This is a genomic window from Leptospira ainlahdjerensis (genome assembly GCF_016919175.1).
Classification (GTDB): domain Bacteria; phylum Spirochaetota; class Leptospiria; order Leptospirales; family Leptospiraceae; genus Leptospira; species Leptospira ainlahdjerensis.
Genome location: NZ_JAFFPU010000075.1, coordinates 166,895 through 186,880 on the forward strand (window position 1 = coordinate 166,895; position 19,986 = coordinate 186,880).

The 19,986-nt window shown below is 41.5% G+C and carries 20 protein-coding genes and 1 tRNA gene; 14 read left to right on the forward strand and 7 right to left on the reverse strand.

Features of this window, described 5'->3' with window-relative positions; all coding sequences use genetic code 11:
- Nucleotides 1–165 precede the first annotated feature (165 nt).
- A complete protein-coding gene (locus JWG45_RS19365) occupies nucleotides 166–1,065 on the reverse strand; it encodes a metal-dependent hydrolase (protein WP_332476790.1) in 900 nt (299 codons plus the stop codon).
- A 165-nt stretch (nucleotides 1,066–1,230) separates the two neighbouring features.
- Here JWG45_RS19365 and JWG45_RS19370 point away from each other — a divergent pair.
- Together JWG45_RS19370 and JWG45_RS19375 are read left to right on the forward strand one after the other, a co-directional pair.
- Nucleotides 1,231–1,307: transfer RNA gene (locus tag JWG45_RS19370), tRNA-Val, on the forward strand.
- Nucleotides 1,308–1,375: 68 nt separating this feature from the next.
- Complete coding sequence (locus JWG45_RS19375; protein ID WP_205281248.1) at nucleotides 1,376–2,581, forward strand: MFS transporter; 1,206 nt, start codon at nucleotides 1,376–1,378, stop codon at nucleotides 2,579–2,581.
- Between the two features lie 75 nt (nucleotides 2,582–2,656).
- Here the strand turns inward: JWG45_RS19375 and JWG45_RS19380 are convergent, their stop codons facing one another.
- Both JWG45_RS19380 and JWG45_RS19385 read right to left on the reverse strand, forming a co-directional pair.
- Nucleotides 2,657–3,532, reverse strand: a complete 876-nt coding sequence (locus tag JWG45_RS19380) for a HEAT repeat domain-containing protein (protein ID WP_205281249.1) — start codon at nucleotides 3,530–3,532, stop codon at nucleotides 2,657–2,659.
- A gap of 49 nt (nucleotides 3,533–3,581) precedes the next feature.
- Nucleotides 3,582–4,142: a polyhydroxyalkanoate synthesis regulator DNA-binding domain-containing protein gene (locus tag JWG45_RS19385; protein WP_205275434.1), complete on the reverse strand. Its 561-nt coding sequence runs from the start codon at nucleotides 4,140–4,142 to the stop codon at nucleotides 3,582–3,584.
- A 76-nt stretch (nucleotides 4,143–4,218) separates the two neighbouring features.
- Between JWG45_RS19385 and JWG45_RS19390 the strand changes: the two genes are divergently transcribed.
- The 4 genes from JWG45_RS19390 to JWG45_RS19405 all read left to right on the forward strand — a co-directional run bounded on the left by JWG45_RS19390 (nucleotide 4,219) and on the right by JWG45_RS19405 (nucleotide 6,408).
- Nucleotides 4,219–5,091, forward strand: a complete 873-nt coding sequence (locus tag JWG45_RS19390; protein ID WP_205281250.1) for a response regulator — start codon at nucleotides 4,219–4,221, stop codon at nucleotides 5,089–5,091.
- Nucleotides 5,092–5,243: 152 nt separating this feature from the next.
- Nucleotides 5,244–5,675 carry a GNAT family N-acetyltransferase gene (locus JWG45_RS19395; RefSeq protein ID WP_205281251.1) on the forward strand — a complete coding sequence of 144 codons (432 nt, stop codon included), beginning with the start codon at nucleotides 5,244–5,246 and terminating at the stop codon, nucleotides 5,673–5,675.
- Nucleotides 5,676–5,683: 8 nt separating this feature from the next.
- Nucleotides 5,684–5,866, forward strand: coding sequence for a KTSC domain-containing protein (locus JWG45_RS19400; RefSeq protein WP_205281252.1), 183 nt, complete (start codon nucleotides 5,684–5,686; stop codon nucleotides 5,864–5,866).
- Between the two features lie 74 nt (nucleotides 5,867–5,940).
- Complete coding sequence (locus tag JWG45_RS19405; protein WP_205281253.1) at nucleotides 5,941–6,408, forward strand: MarR family winged helix-turn-helix transcriptional regulator; 468 nt, start codon at nucleotides 5,941–5,943, stop codon at nucleotides 6,406–6,408.
- Between the two features lie 52 nt (nucleotides 6,409–6,460).
- On the opposite strand, the gene JWG45_RS19410 is transcribed toward JWG45_RS19405, so the two are convergent.
- Nucleotides 6,461–6,997: a redoxin domain-containing protein gene (locus JWG45_RS19410; RefSeq protein WP_205281254.1), complete on the reverse strand. Its 537-nt coding sequence runs from the start codon at nucleotides 6,995–6,997 to the stop codon at nucleotides 6,461–6,463.
- A gap of 224 nt (nucleotides 6,998–7,221) precedes the next feature.
- On the opposite strand from JWG45_RS19410, the gene JWG45_RS19415 reads away from it, so the two are divergent.
- Nucleotides 7,222–8,151 (forward strand): alpha/beta fold hydrolase, encoded by a 930-nt coding sequence (locus JWG45_RS19415; RefSeq protein ID WP_205281255.1) that lies wholly within the window; start codon nucleotides 7,222–7,224, stop codon nucleotides 8,149–8,151.
- 190 nt (nucleotides 8,152–8,341) lie between these two features.
- Here the strand turns inward: JWG45_RS19415 and JWG45_RS19420 are convergent, their stop codons facing one another.
- Complete coding sequence (locus tag JWG45_RS19420; RefSeq protein WP_205281256.1) at nucleotides 8,342–8,887, reverse strand: GyrI-like domain-containing protein; 546 nt, start codon at nucleotides 8,885–8,887, stop codon at nucleotides 8,342–8,344.
- A 195-nt stretch (nucleotides 8,888–9,082) separates the two neighbouring features.
- Between JWG45_RS19420 and JWG45_RS19425 the strand changes: the two genes are divergently transcribed.
- Genes JWG45_RS19425 through JWG45_RS19435 form a run of 3 tightly spaced genes read left to right on the forward strand, consistent with a single transcriptional unit; the run spans nucleotide 9,083 to nucleotide 11,345 of the window.
- A complete protein-coding gene (locus JWG45_RS19425) occupies nucleotides 9,083–9,919 on the forward strand; it encodes an ankyrin repeat domain-containing protein (protein ID WP_205281257.1) in 837 nt (278 codons plus the stop codon).
- Entirely contained in the window at nucleotides 9,916–10,602 is a 687-nt protein-coding gene (locus JWG45_RS19430) for a TetR/AcrR family transcriptional regulator (RefSeq protein ID WP_205281258.1), read from the forward strand. The genes JWG45_RS19425 and JWG45_RS19430 overlap by 4 nt, the downstream gene beginning before the upstream one ends.
- Nucleotides 10,603–10,625: 23 nt before the next feature.
- Nucleotides 10,626–11,345 (forward strand): PPK2 family polyphosphate kinase, encoded by a 720-nt coding sequence (locus JWG45_RS19435; RefSeq protein WP_205281259.1) that lies wholly within the window; start codon nucleotides 10,626–10,628, stop codon nucleotides 11,343–11,345.
- Between the two features lie 385 nt (nucleotides 11,346–11,730).
- Here JWG45_RS19435 and JWG45_RS19440 read toward each other — a convergent pair whose 3' ends face one another.
- Both JWG45_RS19440 and JWG45_RS19445 read right to left on the reverse strand, forming a co-directional pair.
- Complete coding sequence (locus JWG45_RS19440) at nucleotides 11,731–12,489, reverse strand: LIC10244 family PerRA/PerRB upregulated protein (RefSeq protein WP_205281260.1); 759 nt, start codon at nucleotides 12,487–12,489, stop codon at nucleotides 11,731–11,733.
- Nucleotides 12,490–12,738: 249 nt separating this feature from the next.
- Nucleotides 12,739–13,500 (reverse strand): YqjF family protein, encoded by a 762-nt coding sequence (locus JWG45_RS19445; RefSeq protein ID WP_232380776.1) that lies wholly within the window; start codon nucleotides 13,498–13,500, stop codon nucleotides 12,739–12,741.
- 202 nt (nucleotides 13,501–13,702) lie between these two features.
- Here JWG45_RS19445 and JWG45_RS19450 point away from each other — a divergent pair, with 202 nt between their 5' ends.
- The 4 genes from JWG45_RS19450 to JWG45_RS19465 all read left to right on the forward strand — a co-directional run bounded on the left by JWG45_RS19450 (nucleotide 13,703) and on the right by JWG45_RS19465 (nucleotide 19,982).
- Nucleotides 13,703–15,121 carry a M43 family zinc metalloprotease gene (locus tag JWG45_RS19450; protein ID WP_205281261.1) on the forward strand — a complete coding sequence of 473 codons (1,419 nt, stop codon included), beginning with the start codon at nucleotides 13,703–13,705 and terminating at the stop codon, nucleotides 15,119–15,121.
- A gap of 23 nt (nucleotides 15,122–15,144) precedes the next feature.
- Nucleotides 15,145–15,669 carry a hypothetical protein gene (locus JWG45_RS19455; protein WP_205281262.1) on the forward strand — a complete coding sequence of 175 codons (525 nt, stop codon included), beginning with the start codon at nucleotides 15,145–15,147 and terminating at the stop codon, nucleotides 15,667–15,669.
- A 462-nt stretch (nucleotides 15,670–16,131) separates the two neighbouring features.
- Nucleotides 16,132–17,379: a crotonyl-CoA carboxylase/reductase gene (gene ccrA / locus JWG45_RS19460; protein WP_205281266.1), complete on the forward strand. Its 1,248-nt coding sequence runs from the start codon at nucleotides 16,132–16,134 to the stop codon at nucleotides 17,377–17,379.
- Nucleotides 17,380–17,615: 236 nt separating this feature from the next.
- On the forward strand, nucleotides 17,616–19,982 hold the full coding sequence (locus JWG45_RS19465; RefSeq protein WP_205281268.1) for an isochorismatase family protein: 2,367 nt from the start codon (nucleotides 17,616–17,618) through the stop codon (nucleotides 19,980–19,982).
- The last annotated feature ends 4 nt before the right edge of the window (nucleotides 19,983–19,986 follow it).

Consider the following 19,986-nt stretch of genomic DNA (forward strand, 5'->3'; position numbering starts at 1 on the left):
TCAGAATTTTTGTTACATTCCTTTCAAAAAAGATACTGGAGTTTTCGTTTCGGGAAAAACAAAAATCGAGAAGACAAAAAAAAATAGACTTCGGAATTCCGAAGAACTCCGAAGTCCGAGAGCAAGTGTTTCGGATGGATACGTGAGTGAAAAAAAGTGAGATGATTACAAGGTCGCGAGTTTTGCTTCCGCGAGTTCGTATCCACCCATCTGATCCGGATGAAAGTCCTTTTTAAAATACTTTAGAAATCCATCATACAAAGGTGGAACCGAAATGTTCATCTGTTCCCGCGCATAGACGCGGTCGCTTTTGAATTTTTTCCAAGAAACGTTCTTATCCGCGAGTAAAAACCAATACTGAAACAAAATCGCGTAAGACCAGAGCATGACCGTCGCGATCATATATCCGGCGATTCTTAAAAAATAACTCGGGGCAACTTCCTGAAGAACGTCGTATACGACGGATTTGTGTTCGATCTCTTCACAAGCGTGCCAGATTAGAAGTTTTTTCATATCCCCTTGTACGTCTTTAGTCAGATCGTGTTTGAGAGATATTTCTCCGAGGTTCGCTGTATAGTGTTCCAACGCAGCGGTAATCGAAAGGTTGATCTTCGGTCCGAATAAAAAACCGAGCACATTAAAGATGATCTTGTAACAGGTGAAATGATAGAACCTCGCGATTCTATCGAGGGGCAATCCGAAATTCCGAATCGAAGTCCAAACTCTTTCGTGTTCCTTTCCGTGTTGCACTTCTTGGCCGATGAAGGCTTTGATCCGATTCTTCAAAGATTCGTTTTGGATTCGCTCTTGAAACGGTTTCACACTTCGAATAAAAAATCTTTCTCCCTCCGGAAATATCACGTGAAAGCTGTTTATCGCGTGTGTCATGATTGCGTTGTCATTAAAGTAGTATCTCGGAACATTCTCTAAAGCTTCAAAGTCCATCTTGCGGACGGAAGGAGCGTTTCCATCGATCGTTTTAGTAAACGTTTTTTTCATTTCCAACCCTCTTCGTCTAAAAAGTTTTTTTGTTTCCAACGCGAGATAAGAATACCAGATCTTCAAGATTGATTCTGTCCGAATTCCAAAAGCGCTTATGGATTTCAAAATCGGCTAGTATTTTTGAAGGAAGAATCCGGATTCTACGTTGAAAAAACATTCTCCCGAAGTTTGAACCCAGGAATCTTCTTTACGAATTACAAGGGATACAAATTCTGGAACGCAAGGTAAGGGGGATTAGCTCAGCTGGTTAGAGCGCTACCTTGACATGGTAGAGGTCACTGGTTCGATCCCAGTATCTCCCACCAACCCTTCCTTCGAAAAACGCTTCGAACCTTGTTTTTTCGCATCGGGAATTCGTTTTAAGATTCTCAATATGCCCGATTCACGTAAAAAAATCATCACGCAGACGATTCTTGTTCTTTCTTTGGTTAGCCTTTTAACGGACGTAGCTTCGGAGATGCTTTACCCGGTTCTTCCCATCTATCTCAAAGAGATCGGATTCTCCATCTTTCTCATCGGAATTTTAGAAGGAGTCGCGGAGGCCACCGCGGGCTTTAGCAAGGGCTCGTTTGGAAGAATGTCCGATCTCTCGGGGAAACGATTGCCCTTTGTCCGCTGGGGTTATCTTTTGAGCGCTCTTTCCAAACCCATGATGACATTTTTTATCTCCCCGATTTGGGTTTTTCTCATCAGAACGACCGATCGTCTTGGAAAAGGAATTCGCACTTCGGCAAGGGACGCCCTTCTTTCAGACGAGACCACGACCGTGAACAAAGGAATGGTCTTCGGTTTTCATCGATCCATGGATACTTTCGGCGCGGTGTTAGGCCCCGTCGGCGCACTGATCTTTTTATATTTTTATCCGGGCCGATACAAAGAATTATTTCTGTTCGCGTTTATTCCGGGATTCCTCGCGATCGCGTTTACGTTTTTGATTCGAGAAAAATACAGGGAACCGGTACTTCCCAAAGAAGGTGAAAACTCCCGTTCTTTTCTGCTTTTCTTTCAATATTGGAAAACTTCCCCGTCCTCTTACAGAAATCTTTGCAAAGGAATTCTGCTCTTCTCTCTTTTTAACGGATCCGACGTTTTTCTTCTTCTCCGGCTCAAAGAATTCGGGATGAGCGATTCCGCCTCCATCGGAGCTTACATTTTTTATAACGTCGTTTATGCGGGAACTGCGTATCCTTTAGGAATCTTAGGCGATAAGATCGGATTGAAGAGTCTTTTTATTTTCGGCTTAACTTGTTTCGCCTTCGTTTATTTCGGAATGGGATTCGGAACTACTTCTTGGGTTCTCTGGGTTTCCTTCGCAATCTACGGAGTGTTTGCGGCTTCCACGGAAGGGATTTCGAGGGCTTGGATTACGAATCTTGTTCCTCCAACGGAAACCGCAACTGCATTAGGAACCTTTAATGCGTTTCAGAGTTTTTGTATGATTTTGGCCAGTTCAATCACCGGATTTCTTTGGACACAATGGAATTCGACCGTCGCACTCACCGCTTCCGGAATCGTTGCTCTTCTTGCGGGTTCGTATCTTTTTTTCTCCGAATCCCCCAAAAAACAAAAAAGCTCCTGAAAAAGTCAGGAGCTTTCATACACCTGTTTGGTTTGATTTTTATTTAACGATTCAATGTAGAATTCAGATTCTTCCTTATTCCGCAGAGATTACTGAAATGGACGGAAGTTTAAAACCGAGAACGCTTCCTAAGTCTTTGCGGATTTGATCTCGAACACTTTGTTTGTCTTCGACGAGAAGCGCTTGACGCAGATAAAATTCAGCCGCTTTCAAGTCCACTTCTCCCAACGCCATAGAAACTCTGTAACGAACCATAGGACTTTCGCTTTTCAACATATCGCAGAGAACGTAAAAATTCTTATCGGCAACCTTCAAAATTCGAACGATTGAGTTTAGAATCGCCGCGCGCGTAAAATCATCCTTTTCCTTTTCCAGAGTGGAGACTAGAAAATTTACTGTTTCTTTACGGTTCATATATTTTAATCCGTCTGCTGCGGAAGCTCGGATGTAAAAATTCGGGTGACTGAGAGCGTTTACAAGAACGTCTTCGGATTCTTTCGCGTAAGGATAACTTCCGATCGTCCTTAGAATTTCACCGGCGGCGATGACCATCGTATAATCGTCTTTATTCGTAAAATACGGTTCGTCTTTTTCGGTGATCGTCGGCTCGATCCTTTTGTATTCTTCGATCGTTGGTTTTATGGCGACTTCCTGGTCCATCACTGAAAGAGCTTGAGCTACCGTATATTTTAGATAAGGATGATTCTCCATCGACTTCGGAACTTTCGGATTTCCTTTGAGAGCGTTTAACAAAGGGCGAACCGCGAGTTTATTGCTGACAAATTTGAGATAATCGGCGGCGTCCACTTTCTCTTCGTAAGAACCGGATTCTAACTTTCGGATTTGATCGAAGTAGGCTCTATCCGCGTATTCCACTGCCTTATCTGAAGAGAATAAGGACGCGGTACAGACGGAAAACAGAAAGATAGAGATCGAAATATTCTTAAACATGGAATTCCCTCTCTTGTAATATCGGTTTTTAGAATCTCGGGTTAAAGTTTCAGGCTTCCTTTTCTTTTACACTTTCCGCAATTTTACGGATTTTTTCCGAAAGATCTTCCAATGGTAAATCGGATTCGGTGGATTCTTCCAGCTCTTTTCCGATTTTCTTGAGGTCTTCTTGGATCCTGAGTTTATTTTCGGAGGCGCGGGTCGCCATATGAGTGAGAAGATCGTCCCTGTATTCCGTCGCCATCTCGAGTTTAAGTTCTCCGAGAGAGATCATGGATTGAAGAATTTTTTCAAGTCGATCTCGGGTCAGATAACTCGCTCCGATTCCTCCAAGCACCAATCTGCCAAAGAGAGAGCTGATGTCCTTTCCGGTCTCGCGGATCAGAGCCGAAAGCATAAAGTTGGAGAATTCCTCGTTTCTTTGTCCCAAAGAGACTTTGAGAAAGGTTTGCCCGAGAATCTTCGGAGTGATATCGGAACCCGACATATTATCGATGACGCGAATTTCCTCTCCGTTGATGATCATCTCGGCAACGTCCTCGAGAGTAATGGTCTTACTCGTCTCGGGATCATAGAGTCTTCGGTTCGCGTATCGTTTGAGAAGTTTCATTTTAATTGATTGCGTCTTTTACGCATCGCACAATTCTAGAATCCGTCGCAAAACCCTTCGGTCAAGCAAAATACCCATGCCAAGCCTATTGTTCGATTGTCTCTTCCTAAACGGACTCACAAAAAAGGAGGAAAAACTTCTACTCTCGCTTCTGGATTGGAAAGAAATTTCCTTTGTGGAATGGTCGACCTCTGGAAGATTTCCAGAGACAAAAACGGGAGAAATCGTGATCCGGAAATCGATCGAATCGGATTCCTTGCAGACATCTTTCGATTGGTCGAAACAACCTCTCTTGATCGGTAGAATCGATTCTAAACTTTTAGAGAATCTTTTCAATCACGGTTTGAATTACTTTTTAAATTTAGAATCTTCTAAAATTATAGATATTCCTCTGGAGGACATTCCTCAAAAAAAAGGATTGAACTCCCTCGTCGTCAGTCCCGATCCTTTTTTGTATCGGAGAATCCGCGCCCATTTAAGAGCGATGGGCTGGGAAACGTATCCTTGCAAAGAACTTTCCTTTCTCAGAGATCGATATAAAGAATACGAACCGGGAATTTTGTTTTTAGACTGGGAAAGACTGAACGTCAAGGACGGGGTCGAACAACTCAAAAACCTTCCCCAAAGACCGACCTTTCCTCCGATCATCGGAATCAGAGATGTAAAAAGAGAAAATCTTTTTCAAGATCTTTCACTTGGAATTCGAGATTATTGCCAAGAACTATATTCAGAAAAAGAAATATTAAATATTTTGAATCATTCAATCCAAGGAGAAGAAAGGGAAAATATCGGCGCGGAAAATCAAAAAAGAATGATTTTCGAATTTAGAACCGGGATTTTACCCACCGGTATTCGAATCGAAAGAATCGCTCCGACTCAGTTTGCAACGGATCGACTGGAAAAAATCAAACTCAGAAATTTGCTAAGCTGGATGCAGAAATTTCTCTGAAAAATCCTTTTTATACATACCAGATTCAGTCGAAAAAATATCAAAATTCACCCTTCCAATCCGGTTCAGAACAAAATAGGATCGTAAAAGACAAAATTTTTGAGTTTTGGTTTTTCGCTTTTAAACCGGCAATTCGATTGAATTTTGGATCCATGAATTCCATCCAAGTTAAGTCGATAGAAAGTCCCGAAGAAATTCTTTCCACATTTCCGGTGATGAATCAATTGAGGCCCGATTTAAAAAAAGAAGAATACGTTACGCTCGTGTCTTCGATGATGAAAGAAGGCTACTTGCTCGCAGCGGTTTTGGAGAATTCGGAGATTTGTTCTGTAGCCGGATATCGTTTCGGAACCATGCTCGCGCGCGGTAAGTATTTATACGTGGACGATCTTGTTACGGATGATACGAAACGGTCCCGAAACTTCGGAAAGATCCTTTTTGATTGGCTCGTTTCCGAAGCAAAAAAGAAAAATTGCGATCAGTTCCATCTGGACAGCGGTGTGCAAAGATATTTCGCTCACCGATTTTATCTTAGGGAAAGAATGATCATTTCCTCGCATCATTTCGTATTAATGTTAAAGTAGAATCCGGAATGTTAGAAACACATTATATTTCTTCTCCCGAAATCGAATCCATCGGATACGATCCTGAAATCAAGGAACTTCGGATTTGTATGAGAAACGGAAAAGAAAAAATACTTTCCAATATCGAAATTGAAGTTTATACGAAGTTGATGCAATCCGGCTCCAAAATCGAATTTTTACGAAATTTATGAAGACCAGTTTGATTTTTTTCATTTATTGTTGAAGTAATCATTTCCAATACAATGATCGTAAGAGAGAATAAAAAATGCCCCGATCCAAAGACCAAAAAACCTCACAACTTATCGACACAGCATTCGCTTACTACTTTCATAGAACCGATCGGCTTTTAAGGCTTCATTTTACGAAACTCATGTCCGACTACAAGGAAGACATAACGGTGGAACAATGGATTCTTCTGAATCAGCTTTCGGTCACCGGATCGGCTTCCCAAACGGATCTCGTCGATAAAACCTTCAAAGATAGACCGAACGTTACACGCCTTTTGGACGGTTTGGAAAAAAAGGCTTTAATCCAAAGAGAAGACGATCCCGCTGATAGAAGAAAGTTTCAAGTGATCATTACTAAAAAGGGAAAGACACTTTTGGAAAGAACGGTTCCTCTCATGCTAAAGGAGAGAAAGTCCGTTTATAAGGGACTCAGCAATTCCGATCTACAAGTCCTCAAAAAGATTTCTGAAACGATCGAAAACAACGTCTTGGATGGAAGAATATAGATCGTTTTGTCGTTTCAGAACCTAAAATTGATTTTTGCTGACGGATTAAATTTTAATTGAGATAAGCTTTTAAATCTTCCAGAGAGATGTGATCCGTTACTTTTTTTGAAAACTTGGCGATTTCAATCCTTAAATCCGGTCCGATCAAAAACTCCGCAGGCATACGATCCATTTTCATACCGGGCACTCTTTTCATTTCAAAACCCAATTCCTCAGCTTCCTTAATTTCTTTTTTTCCGGTCAGAATCGTACTGATAACACCGAGCCAAGATCGTTCCACATCGTAAAGTTTATATAGCCGATTGGATGGATCCGGGATCAAAGAAAACGGAATTTCCTTCTTGCCGACGCTATTCTTAATGTTTTCCTCGGAAGATTCGAATACGGCCAATATCCCAAGTCCTTTTTTCTGAAGTTCGGGATAAACGTTTAGAAGTTGATGAACCCTTAAATTACAAAGCGCACATTCAGCGTTTCTAAAAAACGCCAATAGAGTGTATTTTCCCTTTAGATCCGCGAGTTGAATCGTTTTTCCGAGATAATCTTTTACCGTAAATTCTTTCGCGCTATCTCCGGTTTTTAGTCTCATAAAGCTCTCCTTTCTTTTTGATTTATAGATTAGACTTAAATTATTGCCTATGCAACAATTATTCAGGACACAATTTAGTTTTTTTATATAAAAAAGAGTAAACCTTAGAGACAAATCATGCCCTAATAACGACTCAATTATCGGTTCCCAAGAGATTCTAAGACGGTTTCGAGACGGTAAAAGATCCTTGACTTTATTTTATAAAGCTCCAAATTCCTTGGACCATGAAACGTATTCTGCTATCGATCCTTTCGTTTTTGTTAGTTTTTTTGATCGCGCTTCCTTTCGTTGCGAATGAGGAAAAACAAATCATCGATTCCGGAGTTCGCTCCCAAAGTCGAGGGACATTTATAGAAACGCCGGACGGCTTCGTTCACTACGTGTTCCAAGGACCCGAAAACGGGGAGATAGTAGTCTTAGTTCCTGGATTCTCTAATCCGCTTTTTATTTTCGAACCGCTATCGAAAATTCTTCAAAAAGAAGGATATCGGGTTCTCACGATGGATCTTTTTGGAAGAGGACTTTCGGATCGTCCCGACGCAGATTACAATCCGGAACTTTTCGAAAGAGAGTTGCTTTATCTATTCCACTCTTTGAATATTCAAAAACCTGTAAATTTAATCGGAACCTCGATGGGTGGAATTATCGTAGCTCAGTTTACCTTAAAACATCCGGAAAAAGTTAAAAAACTCGCTCTGATCGCACCCGCGGGTTTTCCCATGCCCATTCCTTTTGTGGGAAAATTGACAAGACTTCCCTGGATCGGCGACTATTTTACAAAAGCTTTTGGAGACAGGGCTTTGCTCAAGGGTTCGAAAACGAATTTCTTCGCTCCGGAAAAGTTTCCTGAATTCAATTCAATCTATAAAGAGCAAATGAAATACATAGGTTTCAAAAAAGCGATTCTTTCCAGTTTGAGAAATATGCCTTTAGAGTCCTTTCAAAACCAATATGAAAAATTGAGTGAGAATCCAATTCCGAAATTGTTAATCTGGGGAAAGGACGACAAGGTCATTCCCTTTCAAAATAGTGAGATGGCAGTGAAAATTTTCAGAGGAATCGAATTTCTTCCTTTGGAAAAAGCAGGACATGTCCCTCACTTCGAGTCTCCGGAAAGAATTCTTCCCAAACTTCTTGAGTTTCTGAAAAAGTAAAAAGTAGGAACTCACACATTTCCGCAAATTCCTACTTTACAAACGGTTTAAAACTTGTCCCAAAATCCGAAACTGCGGGAACTCCTTCGTTTTTCGATCCACGGATCCATCCTTACGGTAAAATCTTGCGTGAAATGTAAGATGCTTGTAGGAACTCTTACGAATTTTTTTCCGTTTTGGCGCAAACGACCTAATCCAAAGGAATCAAATAAGTCGTCTTACGTTCGGTCAAGGGTTCATAGATTTCCATCGAAGATTTTTCTTTTAAATTACAACCTCTGGCTTCGCAAGCTTGAAAAACGATCGGGTAAACCTTATAGATACCTAAAAAGATCGAAAGAAAATTCTTCAAAGGAAACTCGGCAAAGACATATTTTTTTTCCGGAATCGTTCGAAGTTTTAAATCTATCGAAAGACCTTCCGGAACTTTCGACAAAGGCTCCGCCAAAATCACCCCGACTTCGGATCGAAGTTTCTCTTTTGGAACGACATTCGGATTATCGAAATAAATTCCGAAAAGTTTAAAATTCTGAATTCCTTTGGGCGGTAATTCTCTTTGCAAAATTTCATAGGAAAGACCCACGTTTCTATAATCGCCAATTCGTTCGTGGGATAAGACGGAAAACGGTCCAAGCTTCTCTTCCTGAACCTGAACCCGATCGAAAGCTCCCATATAAAATAAGAATCCGGTCAAACCAAAAATCAAAACGAGAACTGAAATTCCGAAAATTCTCATATTTCCTCCTTAAAATCGCCCCAAAGATTGGGGGAATTCCTCCGACATTCAATCCCTTTTTTCCTTTATTCCAAAAGAATTTCTAAAATCAAAAATACCTCTTGAAAATATTTTTGAACATGTTCATTTTTTATTCTTTACAAAAAGCTCAACGAGTCCAATTATTTGAACATGTTCATTTTTTGGAGAAAAATTATGAAAACATCCAAGCTCATTCTTCTCATTTTATTCTTCGGAGCGGCTTCCTCCGTTTTCGGGGATTCTCAAAGCGATTTTTTTGAAGAAGTTCGTAAAGGAGATTTGATCAAAATCGAAAAGGCGCTTAGCAAGGAACCGGAGCTGATAGAATTTACCGACGGCAGAGGCAGAAGCGCCGTGTTTTATGCGATTGAAAGCTCGAATCCTAAGGTTCTAAAGTTTATCTTAGATCGATACAATTCGATCGACAGGGCCGATAACGCAGGAGAGTATCCGATCCATTTCGCCGCAAGATATTCTGATAACAAATTGATAGAATTAATCGTAGAACGCGATTCGTATCTGGAACATCTCAATCGAAACGGAGAGAATGCATTGGATGTCGCTTTAGAATATGGAAACACGAATGCAGCGGCTTACCTAATGGCTAAAGGCTTAAAAACCTCCAAGCCCAAATCAAGTCCCTTTACAATCGGGCTTTACGGGGCTTATCTCGTCATTAGTATTCTGATGACCATTTGGGTAGCGAGGACTCTTTTTAATAACGGAAGAATTTTTTTGGTGCAAATGTTCAATGGAGAGGAGAAACTCGCGGATTCTATCAATCATCTTCTGATCGTCGGTTTCTATCTGATCAATATCGGTTACATAAGCCTTTCCTTGACTACCAATCAGAAGCCTTTAGATCTGGCAGAATGTATCGAAGTCTTAACCACAAAAGTCGGAGTTGTACTTTTGATTTTAGGAGCGATGCATTTTTTCAACCTGTTCTTGTTTGCGAAGTTCAGAAGGAAAATCTCATCCAGTTTTGGAGAAACTGAAGCCAGAGTATGATTCGTAAAAAAGTCAAATCTACGGGAGAAACCGGGAAGTCTCAACAAACCCGGTCTCTTCTTTTTAAAACCGCAATCTCGTTGTTTCAAAAAGAAGGATATGATGAAACAACGATGCGGGCTATCGCGCAAAAGGCCGGCCTTGCAGTGGGAGCCACCTACTATCACTTCAAAACGAAAGAAGATATCGTTTTGGAATTTTATAGACTTACCCAAGAAGAAGCCAATATTCAAAATATTGAATTTTGTAAATCCGAATCCGAATTAAAAGCCAGGGTAAAGAATATCATTCGATTCAAACTCGGACAATTTCAAGGATACGAAAAATTCTTACACGTTCTTGCCCGAAGCGGCGGAGATCCCAAACATCCGCTTTCCCCCTTTAGTGATGAGACCGAACAAATTCGAGAAGACGCGATTTCCCTTTTTCGAAGCGCCATCGAAACTTCTAAAGATTCCGTTTCCGCCGATTTAACCGAGGAGCTTCCCTTTTTATTCTGGCTCTTACAATTAGGATTTATCTACGTCTGGTTATTCGATTCTTCCTCAAAAAAGAAAAAGACGGAAGCGCTCATCGATAAAGGTTTGGATCTGGTTTTTCAACTTCTCAAACTTTCTTCTCTTCCGATTTTTCGCTCCGTTCGAAAATCGATTTTATCCATGATCGCACTTTTTAAAAATTAAAACCGTATAGGCAGGCTTTTTAGATGAACTTAAAAGACGTCTCCACTCTTCCGTCCGCCGACAAAAACAAGGAAGAAGTCCTTCTCAAAACTGAAGAATATCTTAAGGATCTTTACAAACTTCAGGAAAAGTTATACGCAAAAAAGGAACATTCAGTTCTAATTCTTTTACAAGGAGTGGATACGTCGGGGAAGGACGGAACGATCAAACACGTTTTTGCCGGTTTAAATCCTCAGGGATGTTCGGTAAAGGCTTGGTCAAAACCGAATTCGGAGGAAGTTCAATACGATTTTCTCTGGAGAATTCATAAATACGTTCCTTCGAAAGGTACGATCTATATTCACAATCGTTCTCACTATGAAGACGTGATCATGCCCATCGTTCAAAAAAATCTTCCGGAAAAAAGAATCAAAGAAAGAATGGAGTCGATTCGTAATTTCGAAAAACATCTTTTAAAAGAAAACAATACACTGATCTTGAAATTCTTCTTACATATCTCGAAGGAAATACAAAAAGAAAGAATCGAGGAAAGAATCAACAACCCCGACAAAAAATGGAAATATGATCCTTCGGACGAGGTTACTCAGGATCGTTGGGAGGACTATCGAGCCGCTTATGAAACTATCTTTAATGAAAAGGATCAAGAGCAAGAATGGAATCTGATTCCTTCCGATAAGAAGTGGTATCGAAATTATAAGGTTGCAAAAATTATCTGCAAGGAGTTGGAGAAAATCGTTTCTTAGATCCAATTTCGAATTTTATGGATTCGGAATTTTTTTTCCAAGAGAATTGGAACGCAATTTTTCAAATCAACGGTAAACAAATTCTATAGAGGAAGTTTTGTCACGGTAATCATCTCATAGAAAGTTCATAAACCGCTTCAGAGACGTATAATATACGGGAGCTCCTGCGTTTTATTATAGGATTCGTAGAAGTTCTTCAGCGCTTTCTTCTAAGGTTTTAGAAAAACTCTAAGTAGGAATTCTTAAAAAACCTCCCAAAAAAGATTGTAATCTCTTTCACAAATTGAACTCGGCTCGTTTCGATTTGCAAAAAAAAACCGGGACTTTCACCCGGTATTTTTATCATTCTCTAACTAAAGAATCCTTTTTTTACGGAGCTTCGAATCTAAAAGTCTCGATTCATTTCCCGTTTCGAAGCAAACAAACCGAGAATCTTCAACTGGGCTTCCTTTACTTTTTCGGAACCGTCATAAGAATCATCGGATTTCATGAGTTCTTTCATCAACCAGCGAGAAGATTCTCTGTCCATAAAATCCAAAACTTGAATTACAAGTTTCTCGCGTACACTCCTCAGTGCGCCGGCCAGATCGGGAAGGCTGACTTGTCTTAAGAGTTCTTTGAGTTCGTTATGGGAAAGAGAATGAAAAGCGCGGCTCAAAAGAATATCGGAGTCGATCTGAGGTTTGGAGTTACAAAACTCCGCGTAAAAATCATTGAGGAGAATCGTATCGATTTCCTTTCTTTTAGCCATCACATAGTTCCAAAATTTTTCCTGATAGGATTCCCCAAAATAGGAAGCGATTCTTTCTAAGAAAATGGATATATGCAGTTCTTTCTGAATCGTCTCCATTCCCTCGAGAATGATAATTCTATCCAAAAGCTCCCTTCCTTCGTAACCTCCGGAAAGAATATAACCTTTCAGAATGTTGCGAACGTTTTCGGAATCCATTCCAATTCCTAAGAGTTCAAAACCTTTCCTCAAGATAAACGGATGTTTTTCAGAATTGAACTCGTCGATTAAAAAGTATTTTCCAAAAACGTAACACTTTTCGCAGAGTTCAAGCATCATTCCCAAAGTCTTTAAACTCTGTTCCTTCTCTTCGTCTTTGCAAAAAAGCTGATCCGGTCTTAAGTGTGCCAGCATGCCTTCGTTTCTCCGATTTCTATGATTGTCTTTTCTAACCGTTTTCAGTTCCAAAAAAATGGAATTGGACCCAACAAATTCGTTTTGCAGAAAGATGCATCAATAGACGAAGAAAGAGAATTCTTTCGAACCCTTTGTATAAAATTTCTTTTTGAAATTTTAAAATTCGACTCGAATCCTTTTTTACTAACCCTTTTGTCGTAGTGGTTTTTCGGACAGGAAAGCCCATTCTTTCCGATACGGATCTCTTTAGGAAAGAGGGACCAGAGGATAGAGTAAAACCTGAATCGAATCGGAATAATGAACCAGAGGATCCTCCCCCGCTATCGGAATACCGTAGCTTTGAAGAATCTCGTTTTTATAAATCCTACATTCCCCCTTTTGAAGCGGCCAGGGAATGTGATGGACTTCTCCTCTATAGATTCTTCCTTTTGGATCTTTTGAATAAAGACAATATCTTTCAGTAAGCCAATTCTCAAGCGTGCCCCTTTTCGTTTGGTAGATTTCCGAGATCGGTTCGTATCTCGCATAAAACTCAGCCGGTTTGGCTCGAGCATCTTTTCTCGAAGAGAAAAACTCTTTTTGGCCTTTCTCTCTTCGAAAAAACATCTTCGCGTTGAGATAAGGGAGATGAAAAAACTTTCTTGCGATTTCGACAACTAGACGATTGCCCGCGTCCAGACTAAAAAAGTAAACTCCTTGTTTCTCGCCGTTCTTCACATAGGTTCGAACATTCAATTCCGGAAAATAAGAAATCCAAGGCAAAGGTGGTAGATAGATCGGCCTCACTCCTTTCATTCGAAAAGGAACCAATCCTATATAGGCTTTTCCTTCAAAAATATCAACCTCCAACTCCTTCGGTAATACCTCTTCTAAAAATTCCTTTGGGACTTCCCAGTGCAAGAACGCCAATTCTTCCCAATACTGAACCATAAACGGTTTCGTCTCCGGTAAGGGCCAAGGTCGATGAAAGATTTGTTTTTGAAGATCGGAGAGAGATGAAAAGTGCATGCTTCGAATGTTATAATGTTCTTATTTTTAAAGAAATATTTTTTTATTCTACTTTCGATTTTAATTCCTTTCGATTTCATTTCCCTACGAAACACGCCGGTCCGCAAGAATGTCATCTTATAATTTTATGTTTTTTTAGAATTTCGGAGAATTCCTGTCTGTCCTTCACTTGCATTCTGATATGAATAAAGAAAGGTTCGATATGAAAAAGAAGAATAGAAAATTACTAGTTTGTTTGGTTCTCATCACTTCGTTTATCAATTGTCCGGGCGGCGGGGGCGGTTCCGATATTACGCCGATCCTATTTTTACTCATGGGCGGATCTACAAGTTCGGGATCAGGCAAGACTACAACTCCGACGACTTCGGTTGCGCCTTGTATGGAAAAAAATTCCTTTACGATCTCGAGTGCGACCGCATGGACTTTCAGCGGTCTCCCTTATTTTTATTCGAGCGTTAAAACTTATACTTTGTCTCCGTCGAAACCTTCCTCCATATTCTATACAAAGCAGGATCATCCGTTTACAAATCCTAACACCGATTATAGACCGGTCTTCCCTACATTCTACGATTCGAACGGAAGCAACTATCAAGGAAGAGAAGGTTGGAATGTGTTCACGGTAACGTCCATGAGTCCTTACGGTTACAACGGATTCTACTACGTGAACAAGTTCATTAACAATACTCTTTCCGCGGGCCAAATCAACGCGGTCGATTTTAACTTTCCTACAAATCCCGCAACGACCAACGCAAGCGCTTCGATCATAACAAACTGTAGAACTCTGGATTCCGACGAACGATCCTTTTCTGCCAGTGGCGGTTCTTCCAGCACAAATGGAATGAGCAAAATTTGGACGAACCGCAAGAAATTGAACGTGAACCTAATCTTTATTAAAGACGGAAATACCCGGGCTTATCCGGATCCGACACAATCAGGTTTACAAACCGCCCTCAACCGCTGGAAAGCGATTTATTCCCAAGACTCGGTTAAGATAGATATTCAATTCACCGTGGCTGAGTTGGATTCTGCGGAGTTTCTAAGTCTTGCTTCGTTATCCACCGACTTCTATAACACGAACGGAAGTTTAGGAAAGTTATTTTCTTCCACTTCCTCCGTTCAATCCGATGTCGCATTAAATCTTTATATCGCAAGAGAAGAAACGGAAGTGGGAGGTGTTCTTGGAATTTCCGGCGGCATCCCCGGTTCCGTCGGTCTCAAAGGAACTCCTCAATCCGGGATGGTGGTCTTTATCGAACCTCATCGTTCTTCGGGCGCTCTCGGTTCCATTCTTAGCGTTGCAGATCAGAATTTCTTAGGAGATACGATGGCGCATGAAGCGGGACACTTTCTAGGCCTCTTTCACACGGTGGAAAGCGCAGGTCAAAGCGGGGCGGGTACTCCGAATTATACGATGGATCCTCTGATTGAAACTCCGCTTTGTACGTCCTCGAGAAACACGAACGGGAACGGAAGGGTCGATATCAGCGAGTGCAGCGGGACGGGCTTTTTTGATTCCGGATCCTTGAATCTTATGTTTTGGGCGGGGGACGGGGTGACCCAACAAACACAACTCACCGGAGAACAAGGATGGGTTTTAAGACTTAACCCTCTAGTTTATTAGAATTAATTAGGAAAATAGAATATATGAAAAATATAATTACCACATGGATCCTTTTGACGTTTTTCTTTATACCATTATCCGCGGGAAACTTAGATCCGCAAAAACTCTCCGAAATCCGCTCCGTTTTATCCGGGACGAGACATTTGGAGGACTTGAGCGAACTAAAGAAAAACTTAGAGATCTACGAAGCGGATCCTTCCCCATATTTGATCGCGATCATTCAAGAATCCGGAACCAGAGTTTATATCAGAACGAGAGCCTTGAATTTGTTACAATTCTATCCTTCCGAGACGAACTCCCAATTTTTAGAATCTAAAATTTCCGCCAACAACGAGCACGAGTCCGTGCGAAAATTCGCGATTCGAAGTTACGCTATCTCTCAAAAAGGACAGATTTCTAAGGTGGAAACGTTTTTAGGAAAATACCGCTACGATTCCAGCCTCGGGTCTTTCGTAAATAGGACGCTCAAAGAATTCAGCTCCAATCACACCCTGGAGAAGGAGAATACTTCCAAACGACAAATTGATAGAAGCAACGTAAAAAAGTAAAAAATGTGAATTCGATCGCACGCATTTGAAAAAGTAAGTTTGGTCCCTCTTAGTTAGGAAAAGGCCCTTTCGGAATTCTCCGAAAGGGCCTTTTTTTGCGGGAACTCCTCCAGTTCCCTTCACTTCGAGCGCGATCCTTTATCGAGAAATGTAGGAACTCCTCCAGTTCCCTTCACTTCAAGTGCGATCCTTTATCGAGAAATGTAGGAACTCCTCCGGTTCCCTTCACTTCGAGCGCGATCCTCTATCGAAAAATGTAGGAACTCCTCCGGTTCCCTTCACTTCAAGTGCGATCCTTTATCGAGAAATGTAGGAACTCCTCCAGTTCCCTTCACTTCAAGTGCGATCCTCTATCGAAAAATGTAGGAACTCCCGTAAACAAGACTGATTCTTCCGAAAAAACGCGGGAACTCCCCTAAAAATTGGTGTAGAAGAAATACCAAAGTTCAGAAATCTGTGCACATGAGCCAAATTGAATCCGTTCCAATCGGAACCCTCCCACCCTTGGGACAGGTTCCTAAAAAAATGTATGCACAGGTCGTTCGTCCCGAACGTTTTGGAGATCCGATCAAAGCAATTCAGGAAGAACTCATCGATGTTCCAGAAATAGCTCCGGACGAGGTGCTCGTCGCGGTAATGGCCGCCGGTGTAAATTATAACAATGTTTGGGCCGCTCTCGGATTTCCCGTAGATGTAATCGGCGCAAGAAACAAAAAAGGTGAACCTGAGAAGTTTCATATCGGCGGATCCGACGCATCCGGTATCGTTTATAAAGTCGGCGCCGATGTTAAGAATGTAAAGGTCGGAGACGAAGTTGTTCTTCACTGCGGAATCTGGGATAAAAACGATCCTTGGGTAAAAGCGGGAAAAGATCCAATGTTCGCACCTTCTCAGTTGATCTGGGGATACGAAACGAACTGGGGTTCTTTCGCGCAATTCTGCAAAGTGCAAGACCATCAGTGTCTTCCAAAACCGAAACACCTTTCTTGGGAAGAAGCCGCCGCTTACATGTTAGTCGGTGCGACCGCTTATAGAATGCTCCATCACTGGAAACCGAACGACGTACAAAAAGACGACGTCGTTTTGATCTGGGGAGGAGCGGGTGGACTCGGTGCAATGGCGATTCAAATCGTAAAAGCCGCCGGTGGAATTCCAATCGCAGTCGTTTCCGAAGACGATAAGTTCGACTTCTGCATGAAGTTAGGCGCCGCGGGTGTCATCAACCGTAAGAAGTTCAACCACTGGGGAGCTTTGACTTCCGAGATCAACAAGATGGAAAAATTCGCAGAATGGACAAAGGCCGCTCGCGAATTCGGAAAGGCGATCTGGGACATAGCCGGAAAAGGAAATAACCCGAAGATCGTTTTCGAACATCCGGGAGAAACCACGATCCCTACTTCTATGTTTGTTTGTGAAACAGGAGGTATGGTTGTCATCTGTGCTGGAACCACCGGTTTTAACGCGACCGTTGACTTACGTTATCTCTGGATGAGACAAAAACGTCTTCAAGGTTCTCACTTTGCAAACGATGAAAACTCAAAAGGTATCAACGACTTAGTCATCGAGAAAAAAGTCGATCCTTGTCTTTCCAAAACCTTTGTATGGAACGAGACGGCAGCTTCTCACCAATTGATGAAAGAAAACAAACATCCTGCTGGAAATATGTCTATCCTAGTGGGAGCGGACAAACCGGGATTAGGAAAAAAATAATTTCCAAATCGGTAATTCGTAAAGCCCCCGAAGTCCGAAAAGGATCTCGGGGGTTTTTTTGTTTATTACTTTTGAATCATAGAATGGTTCGCCATTTGAACGATTCAAAAAACCAATTGCTTTTTTTCTTTCCCTATATAAATTCTTCATTCCACCGGAACGATCGAGGTTCGTTTTTTTAAAGAATACGAATCCCGACTTTAGAATCTTCCGATTATTCCCTTGAACGGAACCCGATGCAAATTCCAAAAGCGATTCTTCTGACTCAATGTCTTCAAAACGATTTTACTTCCCTTCTTGAAAAGTACGATCCGCTTCCGAATGCGCTGCACGTCGGTTATCAAGAGGCAAAACGATTGTTGGGCGAAATGGTCGAATATGGCCCGGTTCATTCACTGATCGAATGGGCGTATGCGGTCGATCCGAACGATCTCTGGATCATTCATATTCGAGACTGGCATGATATTTCGGATTCTTCTCAAAAGGATCATCTCGGCCAATTCGGACCTCACTGCATTCAAAATACGAAGGGAGCCGAATTCGTATTCGAGTCCTGGATCCGAGAAGATCAAAAAAAAAGACATCAAATTGTAAACGCCTCCGGGTTAAACGACTTCGTACAGACGAATCTGGAAGAAATTTTAGAACCTCTAAAGGGACGTCCCTTAAAAGTGGGAATTTCAGGAGTTTGGACGGAAGCCAAAGTTCAATTTCTTGCCTATGATATCAAAACAAGATATCCCGAATGGGAAATAGCGATTTGCTCCGCGCTTACGGCCTCTTCTTCGATTGGAATGCACTTCATAGCATTGGATCAGATGAAAGAAATTTTAGGGGTAAAAATCTTTCCATCCATCGGAGCCTTTACCTCTTTCTTAAACGGAACGGTTCCGAATTTGGAAAAAAGAATCACACATTCCAGAATATCCTCGGATCATTTTCGATACGAGGAAAACTACAAAGTCGCCGCGACCGACGAAAAGCTTCTTCTCTATCTATTCAGAGATTGTAAGGAAGTTGAATTCAAATGTCTGGACGGCGGTTTTTCGGGAAACGTCGTATTAAAATCCAAGTCCGTGGATCATATAGGACACAGCCAAGTTCCTTCCGTAATCAAAATCGGCCCCCGCGATCTTATCGCAAGGGAAAGAATCTCCTTTGAAAGGATCGAAGAGGTTTTAGGAAATAACGCTCCCTCCATCGTCGATTTCGCGGAATTGGAAGACAGAGGTGCAATCAAATACCGTTATGCGGCCATGTTGGAAGGCAACGTCCGCACATTTCAAAAAACATTCGATTCTACGGACGACGTTCAAGGACTAAAGACGATTCTTGATATCGTCTTTCTAAAACAACTCTCAAAACTCTACGAGGCTTCCTCTCAGGAAAAACTAAATCTATTAGAATATTATGATTTTCAGTCGAGATATGCGCCGGGGGTTCGAAAAAGGGTCGAGCTGATTACGGGCAAACCCGCGACGGAAGACACGATCGAAATCGAATCCGGCGTAACGGTCCAGAATATATGCAAATTTTACGAAACGGATCTGATCAATCTCAAAGAATACGCGGCGGTTTCACACTACACGTCCTATATTCACGGAGATCTGAACGGCGCCAATATCATCTTGGATGCGCAGAATAACGTTTGGTTGATCGATTTTTTTCACACTCACAAAGGCCATATTCTTAAAGACTTAATCAAGCTCGAAAACGACATTCTCTATATCTTCACGAAAATTCAAAATTTAGAAGAATGGAAGGAAGCGATCGAACTCAGCGACCTTCTTCTCAAGGTTCCGGACCTTGGGGTTCCGCTTCCCGCAGAACCGAAAAAACCGTGGAAACACTCCAAGATCAACAAAGCGTATTCGGTAATAGCTCATCTAAGATCGTATTACCCTTTTCTAATAAAAATGGATCGAGATCCATATCAGCTGCATACGGGAGCCTTACGTTATGCGATGCATACCCTTTCTTTCGACGAGTCCAACGATTGGCAAAAAAAATGGGCCCTCTACTCGGGAACTCTTTGTGTTACCGGAATCAGAGAATATATTCAAAGGTCCAAAATTCTCAGAATCGACTATCTCAGGTCCGATTCTCCAAACGAAAATCTTTCTCGGATCGGACTCACGATTCTTCCCGGTAGAAAGGACAGAGAAAGAAATTTGATTGAAGATGTTCGAACAATCCTGGAGGAAAAAATCACTCACGTTCTCTGCCTTCTTACGGAAAACGAATTTGCGGAATATGGCGTAAAAGATCTCAAAGAAGAATACAAAAACCGAGGACTGACCGTTTACTATTGTCCGGTCCTCGATCAAGCTGCACCTTTGCTCGAACAAACGATTCCAGTTTTGAAATGGATGGATGAGGCTCTCTCAAAAAACGAAAAACTTCTGATTCATTGTGTTGGAGGGTTGGGACGTTCGGGAACGCTCGCCGCGGCTTATTCGATTTGGAAGGCAAAAATGAGTGCGAGCGAAGCGATTTCTTTAGTGCGGGAATCCAGAAGTGAAAGAGCGATCGAGTCCAAGGTTCAAGAAGAATTCTTATCCGATTTTGAAACAAGAATATTCAATGATAAAATTCTAAATTAGAAAT

Bases quoted from the DNA above. Each gene is read 5' to 3' on its own strand.
- JWG45_RS19385 (WP_205275434.1), bottom strand. From the start codon at position 4,142: ATGAAACTTCTCAAACGATACGCGAACCGAAGACTCTATGATCCCGAG.
- JWG45_RS19390 (WP_205281250.1), top strand. From the start codon at position 4,219: ATGCCAAGCCTATTGTTCGATTGTCTCTTCCTAAACGGACTCACAAAA.
- JWG45_RS19455 (WP_205281262.1), top strand. From the start codon at position 15,145: ATGAAAAATATAATTACCACATGGATCCTTTTGACGTTTTTCTTTATA.
- JWG45_RS19410 (WP_205281254.1), bottom strand. From the start codon at position 6,997: ATGAGACTAAAAACCGGAGATAGCGCGAAAGAATTTACGGTAAAAGAT.
- JWG45_RS19430 (WP_205281258.1), top strand. From the start codon at position 9,916: ATGATTCGTAAAAAAGTCAAATCTACGGGAGAAACCGGGAAGTCTCAA.
- JWG45_RS19380 (WP_205281249.1), bottom strand. From the start codon at position 3,532: ATGTTTAAGAATATTTCGATCTCTATCTTTCTGTTTTCCGTCTGTACC.
- JWG45_RS19435 (WP_205281259.1), top strand. From the start codon at position 10,626: ATGAACTTAAAAGACGTCTCCACTCTTCCGTCCGCCGACAAAAACAAG.
- JWG45_RS19420 (WP_205281256.1), bottom strand. From the start codon at position 8,887: ATGAGAATTTTCGGAATTTCAGTTCTCGTTTTGATTTTTGGTTTGACC.
- JWG45_RS19465 (WP_205281268.1), top strand. From the start codon at position 17,616: ATGCAAATTCCAAAAGCGATTCTTCTGACTCAATGTCTTCAAAACGAT.
- JWG45_RS19425 (WP_205281257.1), top strand. From the start codon at position 9,083: ATGAAAACATCCAAGCTCATTCTTCTCATTTTATTCTTCGGAGCGGCT.
- JWG45_RS19415 (WP_205281255.1), top strand. From the start codon at position 7,222: ATGAAACGTATTCTGCTATCGATCCTTTCGTTTTTGTTAGTTTTTTTG.
- JWG45_RS19445 (WP_232380776.1), bottom strand. From the start codon at position 13,500: ATGCACTTTTCATCTCTCTCCGATCTTCAAAAACAAATCTTTCATCGA.
- JWG45_RS19375 (WP_205281248.1), top strand. From the start codon at position 1,376: ATGCCCGATTCACGTAAAAAAATCATCACGCAGACGATTCTTGTTCTT.
- JWG45_RS19440 (WP_205281260.1), bottom strand. From the start codon at position 12,489: ATGCTGGCACACTTAAGACCGGATCAGCTTTTTTGCAAAGACGAAGAG.
- JWG45_RS19405 (WP_205281253.1), top strand. From the start codon at position 5,941: ATGCCCCGATCCAAAGACCAAAAAACCTCACAACTTATCGACACAGCA.
- JWG45_RS19400 (WP_205281252.1), top strand. From the start codon at position 5,684: ATGTTAGAAACACATTATATTTCTTCTCCCGAAATCGAATCCATCGGA.
- JWG45_RS19450 (WP_205281261.1), top strand. From the start codon at position 13,703: ATGAAAAAGAAGAATAGAAAATTACTAGTTTGTTTGGTTCTCATCACT.
- JWG45_RS19395 (WP_205281251.1), top strand. From the start codon at position 5,244: ATGAATTCCATCCAAGTTAAGTCGATAGAAAGTCCCGAAGAAATTCTT.
- ccrA (WP_205281266.1), top strand. From the start codon at position 16,132: ATGAGCCAAATTGAATCCGTTCCAATCGGAACCCTCCCACCCTTGGGA.